Source organism: Corynebacterium sp. MSK122, from assembly GCF_030229435.2.
In the GTDB taxonomy this organism is placed as follows: Bacteria; Actinomycetota; Actinomycetes; order Mycobacteriales; family Mycobacteriaceae; genus Corynebacterium; species Corynebacterium marquesiae.
The window spans coordinates 21911-37476 of sequence record NZ_JASPHV020000005.1; the positions used below are offsets into that span (position 1 = coordinate 21911).

General features: G+C 62.7%; 14 protein-coding genes and 1 tRNA gene. 5 read left to right on the top strand and 10 right to left on the bottom strand.

Annotation, left to right across the window (positions count from 1 at the left end; genetic code table 11):
• The first annotated feature begins 4 nt into the window (after positions 1 to 4).
• Together deoC and QP934_RS03270 are read left to right on the top strand one after the other, a co-directional pair.
• Complete coding sequence (deoC, locus tag QP934_RS03265; protein ID WP_349819533.1) at positions 5 to 652, top strand: deoxyribose-phosphate aldolase; 648 nt, start codon at positions 5 to 7, stop codon at positions 650 to 652.
• A gap of 3 nt (positions 653 to 655) precedes the next feature.
• Positions 656 to 2236 carry a phospho-sugar mutase gene (locus tag QP934_RS03270; protein WP_349819532.1) on the top strand — a complete coding sequence of 527 codons (1581 nt, stop codon included), beginning with the start codon at positions 656 to 658 and terminating at the stop codon, positions 2234 to 2236.
• Here the strand turns inward: QP934_RS03270 and QP934_RS03275 are convergent.
• The gene (locus QP934_RS03275; protein ID WP_340419733.1) at positions 2233 to 2817 is read right to left on the bottom strand and encodes a DUF2335 domain-containing protein; all 585 of its coding nucleotides are present in this window, start codon (positions 2815 to 2817) and stop codon (positions 2233 to 2235) included. The genes QP934_RS03270 and QP934_RS03275 overlap by 4 nt on opposite strands.
• 142 nt (positions 2818 to 2959) lie before the next feature.
• Between QP934_RS03275 and QP934_RS03280 the strand changes: the two genes are divergently transcribed.
• Positions 2960 to 3232 (top strand): hypothetical protein, encoded by a 273-nt coding sequence (locus tag QP934_RS03280; RefSeq protein ID WP_340419732.1) that lies wholly within the window; start codon positions 2960 to 2962, stop codon positions 3230 to 3232.
• Between the two features lie 64 nt (positions 3233 to 3296).
• Here the strand turns inward: QP934_RS03280 and QP934_RS03285 are convergent.
• A tRNA-Tyr gene (locus tag QP934_RS03285) sits at positions 3297 to 3378 on the bottom strand.
• Between the two features lie 110 nt (positions 3379 to 3488).
• Entirely contained in the window at positions 3489 to 4493 is a 1005-nt protein-coding gene (locus QP934_RS03290; RefSeq protein WP_239274472.1) for a polyprenyl synthetase family protein, read from the bottom strand.
• A gap of 98 nt (positions 4494 to 4591) precedes the next feature.
• Here QP934_RS03290 and QP934_RS03295 point away from each other — a divergent pair, with 98 nt between their 5' ends.
• The gene (locus tag QP934_RS03295; RefSeq protein WP_349819531.1) at positions 4592 to 5857 is read left to right on the top strand and encodes a geranylgeranyl reductase family protein; all 1266 of its coding nucleotides are present in this window, start codon (positions 4592 to 4594) and stop codon (positions 5855 to 5857) included.
• A 33-nt stretch (positions 5858 to 5890) separates the two neighbouring features.
• On the opposite strand, the gene QP934_RS03300 is transcribed toward QP934_RS03295, so the two are convergent.
• The 6 genes from QP934_RS03300 to QP934_RS03325 form a co-directional block, all read right to left on the bottom strand.
• Complete coding sequence (locus tag QP934_RS03300) at positions 5891 to 6580, bottom strand: demethylmenaquinone methyltransferase (protein WP_225746017.1); 690 nt, start codon at positions 6578 to 6580, stop codon at positions 5891 to 5893.
• Between the two features lie 11 nt (positions 6581 to 6591).
• Positions 6592 to 7791: a glycosyltransferase family 4 protein gene (locus tag QP934_RS03305; protein WP_284787773.1), complete on the bottom strand. Its 1200-nt coding sequence runs from the start codon at positions 7789 to 7791 to the stop codon at positions 6592 to 6594.
• 60 nt (positions 7792 to 7851) lie between these two features.
• A complete protein-coding gene (locus tag QP934_RS03310) occupies positions 7852 to 8322 on the bottom strand; it encodes a DUF3592 domain-containing protein (protein ID WP_299138128.1) in 471 nt (156 codons plus the stop codon).
• A complete protein-coding gene (gene menD, locus QP934_RS03315; protein WP_419126793.1) occupies positions 8323 to 9945 on the bottom strand; it encodes a 2-succinyl-5-enolpyruvyl-6-hydroxy-3-cyclohexene-1-carboxylic-acid synthase in 1623 nt (540 codons plus the stop codon).
• Positions 9946 to 10017: 72 nt separating this feature from the next.
• On the bottom strand, positions 10018 to 10749 hold the full coding sequence (locus QP934_RS03320; protein ID WP_419126794.1) for a hypothetical protein: 732 nt from the start codon (positions 10747 to 10749) through the stop codon (positions 10018 to 10020).
• A 78-nt stretch (positions 10750 to 10827) separates the two neighbouring features.
• Positions 10828 to 13230 carry an ATP-binding cassette domain-containing protein gene (locus tag QP934_RS03325; RefSeq protein ID WP_419126795.1) on the bottom strand — a complete coding sequence of 801 codons (2403 nt, stop codon included), beginning with the start codon at positions 13228 to 13230 and terminating at the stop codon, positions 10828 to 10830.
• Between the two features lie 219 nt (positions 13231 to 13449).
• Here QP934_RS03325 and QP934_RS03330 point away from each other — a divergent pair, with 219 nt between their 5' ends.
• Positions 13450 to 14361 (top strand): hypothetical protein, encoded by a 912-nt coding sequence (locus QP934_RS03330; RefSeq protein WP_419126796.1) that lies wholly within the window; start codon positions 13450 to 13452, stop codon positions 14359 to 14361.
• Positions 14362 to 14364: 3 nt separating this feature from the next.
• Here the strand turns inward: QP934_RS03330 and QP934_RS03335 are convergent, their stop codons facing one another.
• The gene (locus QP934_RS03335; protein ID WP_419126797.1) at positions 14365 to 15390 is read right to left on the bottom strand and encodes an o-succinylbenzoate synthase; all 1026 of its coding nucleotides are present in this window, start codon (positions 15388 to 15390) and stop codon (positions 14365 to 14367) included.
• Between the last annotated feature and the right edge of the window lie 176 nt (positions 15391 to 15566).

The following is a 15566-nucleotide window of genomic DNA, read 5'->3' on the forward strand; positions in this document are numbered from 1 at the left end:
AATTATGACTTCCCGCACCGACGTTGCTTCCATCATCGACCACACCCTGCTCAAGCCGGAGGCCACCCCGGACCAGTTCCGCGCCTTGGTGGATGAGGCGGCCGAACTGGGCACCTATTCCATCTGCGTTTCCCCGTCTGCCCTACCCATCGAGGTTCCTGATTCGCTGCATATTGCCACCGTCGTGGGCTTTCCCTCCGGTGCCGTGAAGCCGGAGATTAAGGCCGCTGAGGCCGCCCGCGCGGTTGCCGATGGCGCCGAAGAGGTGGACATGGTCATCAATATCCCCCTGGCCATCGAGGGCCGCGCCGAGGAACTGCAGGCCGAAATCCAGGCCGTGCGCGATGCCATCCCTGGCAAGGTGCTCAAGGTCATCATCGAGTCTGCCGCTCTTTCCGACGACGCCATTGTCCTCGCCTGCAAAGCCGCCGCAGCCGCCCAGGCGGACTTTGTCAAGACCTCCACCGGCTTCCATCCGGCCGGCGGCGCCTCCGTGCACGCCGTTAAGCTCATGCGCGAGACCGTAGGCGACAAGCTAGGAGTCAAGGCCTCTGGCGGCATCCGCACCGCCAAGGATGCCTTGGCCATGATTGAGGCCGGCGCAACCCGCCTGGGCCTTTCTTCCTCCGCCCAGATCCTCGAGGAGCTCTAAGCCATGTCGAAGGCCGCCACCGTGGATTATGACTACGCCCGCACCTGGGCCGAGCACGACCCCGATCCGGACACCGACCGCCAGGTGATGACCTGGATTGAAGAGGGCAATACCGACGAGCTCGCCGCCGCCTTCGCCGGTCCCCTCGCCTTCGGCACCGCAGGCCTGCGCGCCGCCGTGGGCCCGGGCGAGTCTCGCATGAATCGCGCCGTAGTCATCCGCACCACCTATGGACTTATCTCCTGGCTCAAACAGCACGTGGACGCCCCAGTGGTAGCCATTGGTTGCGATGCCCGCCACGGCTCCGCGCAGTTCCAGCACGATGCCGCACAGGTCATCTCCGCGGCCGGTGGCAAGGCCTTGGTTCTACCCGCGCAGAACCCCACTCCGCTCACCGCCTTCACGGTCCGCTCACTCAAGGCGGATGCCGGCATTATGGTCACTGCCTCGCATAACCCGCCGGCCGATAATGGCTACAAGGTCTACCTGGGAGGCCGCATCGCCACTGGGCCGGCAGAAGGCGTACAGCTGGTTTCGCCCGCCGATGCCGAAATCGCCACCACCATCGCCGCGGCACCCCATGCCGATGAAGTCCCGCTATCCGCCGACAGCATCGTGGACGTCGATACCCGCGCCGAGTACCTCGACCGCGCCGCGCAGCTTGTGGGCGCACATACCGATGTCACCATCGCGCTGACCGCCATGCACGGCGTCGGCGCCGCCTTGGGCGAAAAGCTGCTGACCCGCTGCGGGTTCGGCGTCTCTCTGGTTCCTGAGCAGGCCCAACCGGATCCTGATTTTCCCACCGTCTCCTTCCCCAACCCGGAAGAGCCTGGCGCCCTAGACTTGGGCATCCGCCACGCGGAGAAGATCGGCGCCGATATTCTTATCGCTTATGACCCGGATGCGGATCGCTGCGCCGCCGCCGTGCCCACTTCCTCAGGCACGTGGCGCCAGCTCACCGGCGATGAAACCGGCGCCCTCTTGGGCGATTACCTTGCCCGCCAGGGTGCGACAGGCAACTTCGCCAACTCGCTCGTTTCCTCCCGTCTGCTCGGGCGCATCGCCGCCCACTATGGCCTCGGCCACGAGGAGACCCTGACCGGTTTCAAGTGGATCGCCCGCACCCCGGAACTTGCCTTTGGCTACGAGGAAGCCATTGGATTCTGCCCCGACCCCACCGCTGTCCGTGACAAGGACGGCATCGCTACCTCCGTAGTGCTCGCCAGCCTCGCGGCCGAGTGCAAGGCCGCAGGAACGACCCTGCTCGAGCGCCTGAAAGGCATCTACGCCACCGTGGGCGCCCTCTACACCCAGCCGCTGACCTTCCGCGTCGATGACCTCAGCATCATCGCCCAAGCGATGGATAAGGTCGCATCTACCCCGCCCACCGAACTGGCTGGCTCGCCCGTGGCGAAGGTAGAGAAATTCGCCCAAGGATTCAAGTTCTTCACAAACAACGATGACCGCGTCATCGTGCGCCCCTCCGGTACCGAGCCGAAGCTGAAGTGCTACCTCGAATCCCCCGACGCCGACCGCCTCGATGCCATTGCGGCCGACCTGCGCGCCTACTTTGGAATTTAAACCCCTCCCCGCTCCGCGTTCTCTAATTGGTCCTTCTGAGATTGCTTAGGGCCAATGAGGGTGCGGACTAGTGGGCTTGCTGCCGCCAGGCCCACTGCCGCAGTACCAACTATCGATTCCGGTGGGTCAAAAAGAACGAGTATCGCCGGTATAAGGATGAGCGCGCCGAAAATGACACCTACGGCTGTAAAGAGCCGTACTTTTGATTCAAATATCGCGTACTCGAAAGATTCTGCTGTAACTTTCCTATCGAGGACAATATCTGCATGAGCGTCCTCCATAATCCGATCGCCTGCGCCCGGCTGAATGTCATTGTGCTGTTTGATTATCTGTGGATGCGGAGTTGGCCCCTGATGCGCCCACACAGCAATTTGGTCGTCAAGGTTAGAAAGTCTATTTACGCCAGGGAGCGCTCCTCCAACTGGTGGGAAATCGCTGCGTTTATTTTCCGGTGCGCCCGATAACTGCGAGTCCGATTGCGCAGATGTGCTTGCTGCGCTGCCTGCGCTACTCGCTGGCTTTGAAATAGGTGAATCTCGTTTACCCCGTCCAGCATCGTTCGGATCGTCTTCATATTCCATATCCTATCGCTAAACCCCGTACCTTCATCTCTACAGTGACTTTCTGTGACTGATGGTATGGCTACCGAGCACGCCTGTTGGCGCAAAGCACCTCAGAAAGGTGTAGTTTGCTGGTCCTGAAGTCCGAGATGAGAGGAGTTAGATGATTACAGGACCCCACCACTCACCTTTAACAATTTTGCTAGAGATTGCAGTTGGCATTTCATCATTGCTCTGCCTCGGCTATTTCATTGGCGGTTTGAATGCGGTATACATTGCCAAGGCCCTGGAGGGATCGGGTTCCACCTCATTGCCGGATATTTCTCGTAGGTTAGGAAATGGATTTTTCTACTTCACGATCGCTGGGATATTCCTAGCAGTATTCCTCGTTGGAGCCTATGCGGTGTTCCCCAGAGCTCAGGAGTCCTGCCGGTAGCACCCGTCTCACGACTGCAGATACGACCAAACCCCGCAAGCATATGCTTGCGGGGTTCATTCTGTGCCAGGTAGAAGATTCGAACTTCTGAAGGCAATGCCGGCGGATTTACAGTCCGCTCCCTTTGGCCGCTCGGGCAACCTGGCATGCACTGTGTGGTGCGAGTAAGTACTTTACTACGAACCACCCTCCCACCTACAAATCGCCAGCGTAGTAGGGGCGAATGGGGCGGGAATAAGGGGGCATCGCCAAGCAGCTAGCCCACGCGGCGCACCGTGTAATCCGCCAATTGACGCAAGGCCTGGCTCGCGGAGTTCTCCGGTAGCACGGCGAGCTGCTCCTCCACCGTGCGCAGGTAGGCATTGATGTCCTCCAGCGCCTTCTGACGGCCGCCAGACTGGTGCAGGAGCTCGATGGCGCGCTCCACCTCGGCGTCGGAATGCAGCGGGCCAGTAAGCAGCTCACGCAGCTTGTCGCCCACTTCGCCCTCTTCTTCCAAGGCGTAGAGAACCGGCAGGGTAAATACGCCCTCGCGCAGGTCCGTGCCCGGGGTCTTGCCGGACTCCTTTGGGTCAGAGAAGATGTCGATGACATCGTCCACAATCTGAAAGATCATGCCAATGGCACCACCAATGCGATGCAAGGCTGCGGCATGCTCGGCCGAGGCGCCGGAGTGGTAGGCGCCCAGGTAGCCAGCAGAGGCGATGAGCACCGCGGTCTTTTCACGGATAACGGCCGTGTAGTGCTCCACGGCATTGGCCTCACCCGCGCCGATGGTTTCGCGCATCTGGCCGGTCACCAGCTCCTCAAAGGTATCGGCAAAGTGGGCCACAGTGTGGGTATCCAGTTCACTCATCAGGCGGGAGGCATGCGCCAGGAGCGCATCGCCGGCGAGGATGGCCACGGAGTTATTCCACCGCGAATTGGCAGATTCCACGCCGCGGCGGCGGTCCGCCTCATCCATGACATCGTCATGATAAAGGGTAGCTACGTGCACCATCTCCACGACGGTGGCGGCCTTAACAACCTCTTCGCAGCCCGGACGCGGACCATACTCGGAGGCCAGCAGCGCCATCATGGGGCGAAAGCGCTTGCCACCGGCCTTAGACAGGTGGCTGACCTTGTCCTTTAAGAAGTCCTGGCCGCGGTCGATTTCACTGCGCAGCTTGTCTTCTACTGCTTCCATGCCCGCACCAATGCGCTCGTTGAGCTGCGGATCACCAAGATCCACGTGCGTGGCATGCGATTGACCGTGAGTCATTAAATAGTGTTCCTTGCAACTAAAAGCCAGAGATAATCGATTACCTACCGTAGTCCAAACTGCGCCCCTAAACACACTCGAGGGGTCGAACTCATGCAATGATAGTCCTCATGTCGGAGCAGATCGATTCCCAAACCTATGTCGAGGTCGCCATCATTGGCGCTGGGCCTGCCGGAGCCGCCGCCGCGATTCATGCCGCACGCGCCGGTTATAACACCCTCCTTATTGATTCCGCGACGTTTCCCCGCGATAAAACCTGCGGCGACGGGCTCACCCCGCGCGCGATGCACCAGCTTGCTGAGCTCGGCATTGTGGTCAACGCCTCCTACCGCAATCGCGGCCTGAAACTGCACGGCTACGGCGGCGATATTACCGCGCCTTGGCCGGAGACCTACCCCTCCCAGGTGGGCACGGCCCTGCCGCGCTACCGCTTTGATGCCCTGCTTGCCGACGCCGCCCGGAAAGCCGGCGCCACCCTCCTCACCGGCACCCCTGCCACCGATCCGGTGCTCGAGGGCAACCGCGTGACCTCCTTCCGCGTGGGAGAGGCCACCGTGCATGCCAAGTGGATCATCGTGGCCGATGGCGTGCGCTCTACTTTTGGCAAGAAGCTCGGCCGCACCTGGCACCGCGAGGAGGTCTATGGCATTGCCGCGCGTTCCTATGCTTCCTCTACGCATGCCACTGAGCCCTGGATGCACTCCCACGTTGAGCTCAAGGACGAAGAAGGCGAGGTGCAGCCCGGCTACGGTTGGATCTTCCCGCTCGGCTCCGAGCTAGGCCAGGTCAATATCGGCCTCGGCGCGCTGTCGACCGCGCAGCGCCCCGCCAAGATCAACACCAAGAAGCTGCTCGAGTTCTACGCCACCCAACAGCGCACCGAGTGGGGACTCGGGGAAATTGAGCACGTTACCTCTGCCTTACTGCCCATGGGCGGCGCGGTGTCTAACGTGGCCGGCGCCAATTGGATGATCATTGGTGATGCCGCGGCCTGCATCAACCCCCTCAACGGCGAGGGCATCGATTATGGTTTGGAGACCGCCGCGCTGGCCGTAGCCCTGCTCGGCCCGAAGGATTTCACCCTGGCCTGGCCGGCCGTCTTGCGCGAGCACTACGGCGAGTCCTTCCTCTTGGCTCGCACGGCCGCGCGCCTGCTTACTTATCCACAGTTCCTACCGCTGGCCGGTCCACTGGCCCTGCGCGGGCCCATCGGCCGCATACTCATGCCGGCCGCCGCGCGCCTGATGGGCAACCTCATTACTGACGATGACCGCGACCTCATCGCACGCACCTGGCGCGCCGCCGGCCGCACGGTCTCGTCCCTTCGCCGCGATACGCCCCTCTGGGATTCGACCGCGGCATAGTCCCCCGCTTCCCCGGGCGCGAAGGAGCGGCGCCTAGGCTGGCTTTACCGCCGAGTGCAGCGCCACGATGCCGAAGGTAAGGTTCTGCCAGCCGGCCTCGGCCCAACCATTGCGATTGATAACCGCGGCAAGCTCCTCCTGCCCGGGCCACGCGCGAATGGATTCCGCGAGGTAGATATATGCCTCCGGGTTAGAAGAGACCAGGCGCGCTACCGGCGGGAGCAGACGCATCAAGTATTCCTTGTACACGGTGCCAAAAATCGGTACCACCGGGGTGGAAAACTCCGCCACCGCAAGACGCCCGCCCGGCTTGGTAACGCGCGCCATTTCGCGCAGGCCGAGCTCAAAGTCGTGGATATTGCGCAGGCCATAAGAGATGGTCACGGCGTCAAAGGTGTTATCCGCAAACGGCAGCTGCATGCCATCGCCAGCCACCTTGGGCACGTTGCGCTCACGGCCGGCGGCCAGCATGCCACGGGAGAAATCACACGCCACGCACCACGCACCGGACTTGGAAAGTTCCACGGTGGACACGGCGGTACCCGCTGCAAGGTCGAGGACCTTCTCGCCCGGCTTAAGGTTCAAACGCTCGCGGGTGCGCTTGCGCCAGTGCGCGTCCTGCCCAAAGGACAGCACGGTATTGGTGAGGTCGTATTTCTCGCCCACGGCGTCAAACATGCGCGCCACATCGAAGGGCTTTTTATCCAGATCTGCCTTAGACACAAATGATCAGTCTAGGCTACGCGGGCGCCAAGGGCACGAGCCGCCCATCGCGGCAGCTCGGGACGCTGGCCCAGAATGGTCAGCGGCACCCGGCGAGTATCCTCCAGTACCTCTTCGTAATAGCCCACGAGCTGCTCACACAGCGCCTTCCACGTCTTGGAGGAAATGGACTCTCGGGCATTGTTCCGCATCTCTTGGTGAATCTCCGGATTGAGCAGAGCGTCCACCGCATTGGGGAGGTCTTCCACAAAGGTCTTTACCTCCAGCAGCAGTCCGTTATAGCCCTCGTTGATGAGGTCTACCGGGCCACCGGCCCGCGGCCCGATAGTCGGCACGCCGGAGGCCTGCGCCTCCTGGATGGACTGGCAGAAGGTCTCGAACTCGCCAGCGTGGACGAAGACGTCCAAGGAGGCATAGGCGGCGGCGAGGTCTTCGCCAGACAGCGCACCGGTAAAGACGGCACCGGGCAGCTGGGCCTCCAATAGCGGGCGCTCCGGCCCATCGCCCACGATGACCAGCTGGATATCCTCGCGCCCGTTGAGCGCCGAGAGGCGGTGCACGCCCTTTTCCGCGGCGAGGCGACCAACGAATCCCACTACATTCTTGGTGCCGCTCGGATCCCAGCTGCGGCGCAGCTCATCAGAGCGCTTGGAGGGGTGGAAAAGTTCCGCGTTCACGCCACGACCCCAGTGGCGCACGTTCTTGATGTGGTGCTTTTCCAAGTCCCGGATGGTCAGCGAGGACGGCGCCAGCGTCATCTGGCAGGAGTTATGAATCGTGCGCAGCCACTCCCACACGCCATAGGCCAGCGCGGAGGCATGGTACTTGGTGGCAAAGCCGGCAACATCGGTCTGGTACAACGCCACGGCCGGCACGCGCTGCTGGCGGGCGGAGAAAGCGCCAGCAGCGCCGAGTACGAAGGGGCTGGCCAGATGGATGATATCGGGCTTGAAATCACGCAGCGCCTCATCGACCGCCGTGGTAGGCACGCCCACCGGCAGCGAATCCACCAGCGGCACGCGCACGGTGGGCACACGATAGATGGGGAATCCTAGGTAGTCCGGAATTTCCTCCTGTCCCTCACGAGCACCCGGCGCGATGACGATGGCCTCCTGGCCGGTCTCGTGCAGGTGCTCTAAAACGCGCAGCACGGAGTTGGTCACACCATTGACATTGGGGAGGAAGGATTCAGCCACGATCGCAACACGCATGCCACCATCATGGCCCATTTTCTTAAGTTTATGGTGAAGCCAGCGGAAAATCTTGGTTAATTATTTCTCCGCGCGGCGGGTAAAGAAGCTAATCAGCTTCCACAGCACGGCCGCGATGAGCGTGGCAACCACCCCTACCGAGAGCGCCGGGATGATGGCCAGCGTCCATTCGCGGCCCTCGACCTTGACCAGGTCTGGGTCGTCCTGGGCATATTGCACCCACACCTGCTGGCCCTCGCCCAGCCCACTGGGATAGAGCAGCCCGTGCTGTGGGGTGTGGTAAATCCCTTCACTGTCTTGGAAATCCACCGTAGTGCGCAGCACGCCCACATCCTTGACCGTGGCCAAAGCGCGCGCGGGGTGAGTAGCGATGGTGTGATCATTAAGCGCCGGTCCGATGATCATCGCTACCACGCCCACGAGTGCGGCCAGATACAGCGCCAGCGTCAGCTGGTGCAGGCGGCGGCGATAGACCGCGGGCGTATAGCGCGGCACCACCGCGGCGTGCGGCTTATGCTGCGGCGGGGCCACTTACTGGCCCACCTTTGCGGTGAGCTTCTCATTGAGCGCCCGGCGCGTGGCACGGGTGGTCTTGGCCTCCACGACGGTAATCCCGGTGGAGTATTCCTTCAGCTCCGCCAGCGTATCCAATAGCTCCTGCGGGGTGGTCACCTCGCGGTAGTCTGCCTCATAGGCTTCTGCCAGCTTGCCGACGTCCACCCCATGCGGCGTGCCAAACGCCGGCTCGAAGGACTCGCGCAGCGCATCGGCGCCTTGTTCCAGAGTCTCGAAGATGCCGCCACCATTGTCATTGGCCACCACGATGGTGAGGTTTTCCGGTCGCGGTTGGTCTTCCGGGATGAGCAGGCTATTCGCGTCATGCAAGAAGGTGACATCCCCCATGAGCGCCACAACGCGTGGGGCACGCCAATTTGTGGGATCCAGCGATTGCGTGGCCAAGGAAATGCCGATGGCCTGCGCGATGGTTCCGTCAATACCGGCCGCCCCGCGCGGCGAGTACGTATCCACGCCGTCGAAAGGCAGGCCCACCATGGAGGCGTCACGCACCGGATTCGAAGCGCCGAGCACCAGGGTGTCATTGACAGAGAGCGTATCGCCCACCGCGGCCGCGACGTGCAGACCGGTAAATCCCAGTTCCTCATCCTCGAGGGTCTCGCGCACGGCTTGTCCCGTCATGTCGGTAGCACCTTCACAGATCTTCATCCACTCGCGGCTCGGCTCACCGGTGACCTTGACGGTGGTACCAAGCCGGGCCTTTTCGCCGCGCTGGTTGGTGAAGTCCTTGGTGCGTGAGAGCACCACCAATTCAATATCCGGATCATTCATCAGCGCTAGCACGCTGCGGTGCAGCGTCGGGTGCCCCACGACGATGACCTGTTCAACCTTGGTGTTGACCACATAATCATTCGCGGAGACCTGCGCCTTGCGGAAGATATGCGCCGCCGCTGGATGCACCGGATGATACGGACCCGGCGCGCTCGGCTCTGCGATGGTTGGCACGTCTTGGAGGCCTTCTACCTCCCAGGCCTCATCACCCGCAATAACCAAGGTATTCTTGCTCAAGTCCACGGCCACTTCACCGTGGTCCACAAAGGCCGGTGATGGCTCGCGCACGCCGTCGCCGGAGGTGTGGTCCGGCAAGGTGGCGTCGACAAGCGGGGCTTCAAAGGCCACATTGATGTGTACCTGTAGGTCCTCGCGGAAACGCTGGGCCATCGCCGCGATATCGTCCGCGTCGGTGACCTGGGTGGTATCCGCATAGACGCCGAAGATGCCCTGCTGCTCGATGGTCTGCGACGCCCCCGTGCCCACCAGGCGCTCCGGCCGATCCGCGCTAATGATGGCCAGCGGCGTATGGGAATAGTGTGCCTCCACCACGGCTGGCAGAGTATTGGCCACCGCAGTTCCCGAGGTCATCACCACGCCCACGTGGCGGCGCTGCACCCGCGCCATGCCCAGGGCGGTAAACGCTCCCCCGCGCTCGTCCAGGCGGGTGTGTACGCGGATATCATCACGCGCCAACAGCGCCAGCGACAGCGGCGCGTTGCGCGAACCAGGGCACAAGACGACATCCGTGAGGTGGCGCGCCAGTTGGGCGGCTACCTTCTCAGCCAACTGCATCGATTCATTCATGCCGCCCGATTTTACCTGCCCGCACACCATTTCCCTTACCGGGCAGGTGCTGGGCGCTTAGTTCTGAGCGCCCTACTGGTTGGCCGGCTGCTCGCCGCCGCCCAGCAGATCGTTAAGGAGGCCCTCAATGTCCACGTCGCTGCCCTTATCCAGCTGGTCTTGTACCTCCGGTGGCAACTCGGTCGGGATATCGGACGGCAGGTCATTCTGGAAGTCCGGCAGCTTCGGCAAATTATTGGAGTTCTCGTCCTGCGTATCCGGCTCTTCGGTCTGGGTCACGGTGGTGGGAACCTCCGTGGTCAGCGTTTCCGTCACCGGCTGTGGGTCCGGCTTATCCGCCTCATCCGCAGCATTGCGCCACAGGAAAAACAACACAGCCGCAGCCAGTACTGCAAGTACCGCGATGGCTGCGAAGACGCCGGCCATAGCCCCGCCACCGCTGCGCTTCTTCTTGCGCTTTTCCGGCTGGTCCGGATCATAGTTCGACGGCACCGGCTCGTACTCGGCCTGCTGCGCGTATTGCTGGCCATAGGCCTGCCCGGCCGGCTGCTGATAGTTCTGGCCGTAGCTTTGCTGCTGACCGTAGCCCTGCTGATAGCCAGCGGCCGCATCGAATTGACGAGTCTCATTCTGCGGCTGCTGCTCGCCCGGGAAGTACTGCTTGGGGTGCTCGCGGCGCGCTTGGTCGCGGCTGGGGCCGGCGGCATTATCGGGCACGCGGCCAATCTGGCGCGTGGCATCATCCGCCGGGCTGGACCAGCTGCGGGTTTCATTATTATCGCCATGAGGGCCTTTAGTAGTCATACCCTCTACCTCTACCCCATTTTGCTGTGAGATCCCAGAGAGGTCTCCCACAGCTAACGGGCAGCGAAAGCTCGCCGCTTAGTGCGCTTGGCGTGCGCTCAAGGCTCGGCCGGTAGCGGTATCCCCTGCGGCAACCTGCGCCGGGGTGGCATCCGCGATGATGCGGCCGCCATCTTCGCCAGCGCCCGGCCCCATCTCAATGATGCGATCCGCATTCGCCATGACCGAAAGATCATGCTCGACGACGATTACCGTATGGCCCGCATCCGCCAGCTTGTGCAGCTCGGTATTGAGCAGGTCGATATCGGCTGGGTGCAGGCCCGTGGTGGGCTCGTCCAGCAGATAGACCGTGTGGCCGCGACGCGAGTTGCGGGAGCGCTGCAGCTCCGTGGCCAGCTTGATGCGCTGAGCCTCGCCGCCGGACAGCTCCGGCGCGCCCTGGCCCAAGCGGAGGTAGCCCAGGCCGACGGCCTGCAACGTGGCGATGGCGCGGTAAATCTTTTCTTCCTCGGCAAAGACCTCTGCGGCCTCGTCCACGGTCAGTTCCAAGATGTCCGCGATGGTGCGGCCCTGCCAGGTCACTTCCAAGGTCTCGTCGTTGAAGCGGGCACCGCCGCATTCTGGACATGTGGTGTACGAGCCCGGCAAGAAGACCAACTCCACCTCGATCTTGCCCGCGCCGCCGCAGGTGGGGCACTGGCCTTGTTTTACGTTGTAGGAAAAACGCGAGACCGTCCATTTGCGCTGCTTGGCCTCGTCGGTGGAGGCGAAGAGCTTGCGAACGTTATCGAAAAGCCCGGTATAGGTTGCCAGCGTGGAACGCGGGGTGCGGCCAATGGGCTTCTGGGTAATCTGCACGACGCGCTTTACTCGGTCAAAGCCCTCCGTGCTCTCCACGGACCAGCCCTTATCCTCGGTCTCTTCCTCATCGGAAACGGCCGTGGCAGACTGTCGCAGCAGGCCAGCCAGCACCGTACTGACCAGGGTGGACTTGCCCGAACCGGAGACACCGGCGACCGCCGTGAATTGGCCCAAGCCAAAGTCCACATCCAAGTTGTCGATGCTGCGTGCGTTAATGCCGCGGAGGGCGAGGTGGGAGGAGGGGGTGCGGGGGTCGTCGGCAAGCGTGAGCGTGCGGTGAGCCAGCGCATTGGCGGTAGGGGTGTCCGCGTCATAGTCTTCGACCGGGCCCGAATAGACCACGTTGCCGCCGCGCTCGCCGGCCAGCGGGCCGACGTCAACGAGCCAGTCCGCTTGCGCGACCAAATCCATGTCATGCTCCACCAAGAGCACGGAGTTGCCGGCCGCGATGAAACGGCGGCACATATCCATGACCGCATCGCGCTCATCGGGGTGCAGGCCGGCCGAGGGCTCGTCGAGCACATACGCCACGCCAAAGAGGCCGGAGCGCAGCTGCGCCGCCAAACGGATGCGCTGCATCTCGCCGCCGGATAGGCTTTGCGTCGGCCGATCCAGGCTGAGGTGCGCCAAGCCGAGCTCCAGCGCCGAGGTCAAGGCGGGAAGAATCTGTTTGAGCAGCAAATCCTCGGCCGAATTCTCCTCCGGGTTCTGCTTGCTGAGCACCTCATGCACCCTATCCAGCGGCAGCGCGCCCAGCTCATCAATCGGCATGCCCGCATAGGTAACCTTCAGCGCGGCCGGGTTGAGGCGGCGGCCGCCACAGGTCTCGCACTCGCGGGATTCCATATAGGACAGGGTGCGCTTGCGCAGCGTATCCGATTGGGTCTCCGCCAGCGTCTTTTTGAGGTAGCTGGCCACCGAGCGCCACGTGCCCTCATAATTGCGCTGAATCTGATCCTTGCCACGCAAAGGTTTGACCGTGACTACGGGGCGCTCTTCCGTGAAGAGGATCCAGTCGCGGTCCTCTTGCGGCAAGTCCTGCCACGGCGAATCCAAGTCATAACCCAAGTTCATCAAGATGTCGTGGAAATTCTTGCCGGCCCAGGCACCGGGCCACGCCTGGATGGCGCCTTCCTCGATGGAGAGGGTGGGATCCGGGACCATGGAGTCCTCGGTGGGCTCATGCACCACGCCCGTGCCGTGGCACTGCGGGCACATGCCCTCCGGGGTATTGGGTGAGAAAGAATCCGAGTACAGGCCCTCCGGGTTATCCCCGGCGCGCGAATAGAGCAGGCGCACGCTATTCGAAAGCGCGGAGACCGTGCCGACCGTGGAGCGCGCACCACCACCGGAGGTCGATTGCTGCAGCGCGACCGTCGGCGGTAGGCCCTCTACCTGGCTGACCTGCGGGTCCACGGCCGAGCTAATGAGGCGGCGCGCGAAGGGCGCTACCGATTCGAGATAGCGGCGCTGGCCTTCGCCGTGAATCGTGCCGAAGGCCAACGAGGACTTGCCCGAACCAGACACACCCGTGACCGCAACGAGCTTGCCGCGCGGCATATCGACGTCGACGTTGCGTAGATTGTGCAGGTGGGCATCGCGGACCTTGATAGTAGACATGTCCTCTAGCGTACGCACAGGTGGCGGGTTGGGCAGTTTGAAGTCTGACAGCAGTCTCCTTAAGCGGTTCGCCGGTTCTCTTTTCCCGGTTCACCGGTTTTCAACGATTTCGTCCATGCAGATGGCGAAAACCGTCAACGGTTTAGGTGTTTTAGATGGACGAAATCGTTGAAACGAGGAAAGCGGAACCTTCCTGGAAGATTTCCAGTCCAATGAGTCATGTGGACGAGAAATGAATTACTAGATTTAGGCCTTACTGACTATCAAATCCGCAGCAGGGTTAGTGAGGGAACGCTGTTACGCTTGCGGCGCAATTGTTACGTCGCGGCGGAGGCGAGTACTAGGAACAAGGTTGCCGCAATAGCGCAGCTTTATCCAGATGCGGTATTTACGGGAACGGCGGCGCTCGCGGCGTACGGCTTTTGTGAGGTGCAGCTGCCGGCGACGATTCGGGTGGATAACAATTGCCGGACACATGCGAATGAGCTGGTGCGTACTGTGAGGTCGCGGCCGGTACCAGCAAATCGGGTGAAAGGCGTGCGGATGGCGTTGCCGGCGCAAGCGGTGGCAGATGCCCTAAGCTTTGAGCGCTGCGGCGAGTGGCTGCTGAAGGAAGCACTAGCGCAGGCGTATCGCGGGCTCAACGGGAAGGGAAGGTTTGCGGCCGATTTAGAGATGGTGACCAGCAAGGAAAAGGGCGCGGTACGCGAGCTGGCGGAGGAGGCGCCGGTAGGTACGGCGTCGAAGTGGGAGCAGCGGATGTTTCGCGAGATGCGGCGGGTGGGTCTCAAGCCTGTGCCAAATTTCCGGTTAGGACCGTATACCTGGGATTTAGGCTTCAAAGCGGGAACGACGGTGGTGGACTTGGACTCGCTTTACTATCACACGCCGGAGAATAATCACCAAGAATTCCTCATCGGGACGTGGAAGACCAATCACGCGGTGCAGCACGGATGGGCGCCATTGAAGTTTACGGATGAGTGCACCGACTACCACCTCAAGCTGGTGGTGGAGACGGTGCAGGAAACGGTGGCGCATCGGCGCAGTGTGCGCGAGCTAAAGAGCAGGCCGCAGAAGGTGCGCCGCGCAATAGCAACTCCGGCGTGGAGGTTTCACCAGAGCTTGCTCTAGGCCCTAATCAGCAAGGTGCGGCCAACAAGCACGAACGCGGTCGAACCACCAGTCGCGGCGGTCGGCGGGGGCGGCGAGTGCGGCGAGGCGGTCTGGATCGGGGGCGAGGATATCGGCGGGAAGGTGGCCATCGACAAGCGGGCGCGGGGCGGTGACATCCTCTTCGAAAAGGGAGCCGGTGGCAAGGCCGGCGGCGGCCGGGGTGACGTCGATGTCCTCGTCATCGTAGATGCGCGGAAGCGCGGCGACGGCCGCAAGGCCCATATTGATGCCAATGGAAGTATCGAGCGCGGAGGCCACCGTGATATCCATATGGCGCTGGCGCAGGTGTTGGGCCACCTCGAGGACGCGGCGCACGCCGCCAAGCGGGGCGGGCTTGACCACGGCGACGTCCGCGGCCTGCAGCTCGGCGACGCGGTACGGGTCGGCGACCTTGCGAATGGATTCATCGGCGGCGACGCGCACGAAGAGGCCAGCGCGCATAAGGCGGCCGCGCACCTGGGCGAGCTCCTCAGTGGTGGCGCAGGGCTGTTCCATATAGTCCAGCGGCATCATCATCTGCGCGGCCTCGACCGCCTCATCGACGGTCCAGCCGCCGTTGGCGTCCACGCGCAGGATAGGGATATCGCCGCGTTGGGTGACGGCGTCGCGGACGGCGCGGACGCGAGCGGCGTCGTCGGCAAGCGTGTGGCCCTTCTCCGCTACCTTGATTTTGAAGGTGCGGCAGCCCGGGTAGCGCTCCACCACGGCCGGAACCTCGCTGGCGGGCACGGCCGGGATGGTGGCGTTGACCTCGATGGAATCGCGCACCGGCTCCGGGAAGCCCTCGTAGGCGGCCTCGAGCCCGGCGCGCAGCCATGCAGCGGACTCGGCCGGGCCGTATTCCAGGAAGGGCGCGAATTCGCCCCAGCCGGCCGGCCCCTCGATGAGCAAGGCTTCCCTGGTGGTAATGCCGCGGAAACGCACGGCGAGCGGGAGGGAGACTACGTGGGCGCGGTCGAGGACGTCATCGATATGCATGGCCTTCATGGTAGCGCCCCGTCGCAAGAAACTATTGGCGCCATTTCGCCCACGAAATCCATCGCTCCCTCTCACCGCATCGTCACCAGGGCCGTTAATAGGTACGTCATCGACCTAGTTATGCACTTGGTCGATGCCCTATTCAAGGAACACCATTTTCAGCTGACCTCGCTACGAGGGCATCA

Bases quoted from the DNA above. Each gene is read 5' to 3' on its own strand.
- deoC (WP_349819533.1), top strand. From the start codon at position 5: ATGACTTCCCGCACCGACGTTGCTTCCATCATCGACCACACCCTGCTC.
- QP934_RS03270 (WP_349819532.1), top strand. From the start codon at position 656: ATGTCGAAGGCCGCCACCGTGGATTATGACTACGCCCGCACCTGGGCC.
- QP934_RS03275 (WP_340419733.1), bottom strand. From the start codon at position 2,817: ATGGAATATGAAGACGATCCGAACGATGCTGGACGGGGTAAACGAGAT.
- QP934_RS03280 (WP_340419732.1), top strand. From the start codon at position 2,960: ATGATTACAGGACCCCACCACTCACCTTTAACAATTTTGCTAGAGATT.
- QP934_RS03290 (WP_239274472.1), bottom strand. From the start codon at position 4,493: ATGACTCACGGTCAATCGCATGCCACGCACGTGGATCTTGGTGATCCG.
- QP934_RS03295 (WP_349819531.1), top strand. From the start codon at position 4,592: ATGATAGTCCTCATGTCGGAGCAGATCGATTCCCAAACCTATGTCGAG.
- QP934_RS03305 (WP_284787773.1), bottom strand. From the start codon at position 7,791: ATGCGTGTTGCGATCGTGGCTGAATCCTTCCTCCCCAATGTCAATGGT.
- menD (WP_419126793.1), bottom strand. From the start codon at position 9,945: ATGAATGAATCGATGCAGTTGGCTGAGAAGGTAGCCGCCCAACTGGCG.
- QP934_RS03320 (WP_419126794.1), bottom strand. From the start codon at position 10,749: ATGACTACTAAAGGCCCTCATGGCGATAATAATGAAACCCGCAGCTGG.
- QP934_RS03325 (WP_419126795.1), bottom strand. From the start codon at position 13,230: ATGTCTACTATCAAGGTCCGCGATGCCCACCTGCACAATCTACGCAAC.
- QP934_RS03330 (WP_419126796.1), top strand. From the start codon at position 13,450: ATGTGGACGAGAAATGAATTACTAGATTTAGGCCTTACTGACTATCAA.
- QP934_RS03335 (WP_419126797.1), bottom strand. From the start codon at position 15,390: ATGAAGGCCATGCATATCGATGACGTCCTCGACCGCGCCCACGTAGTC.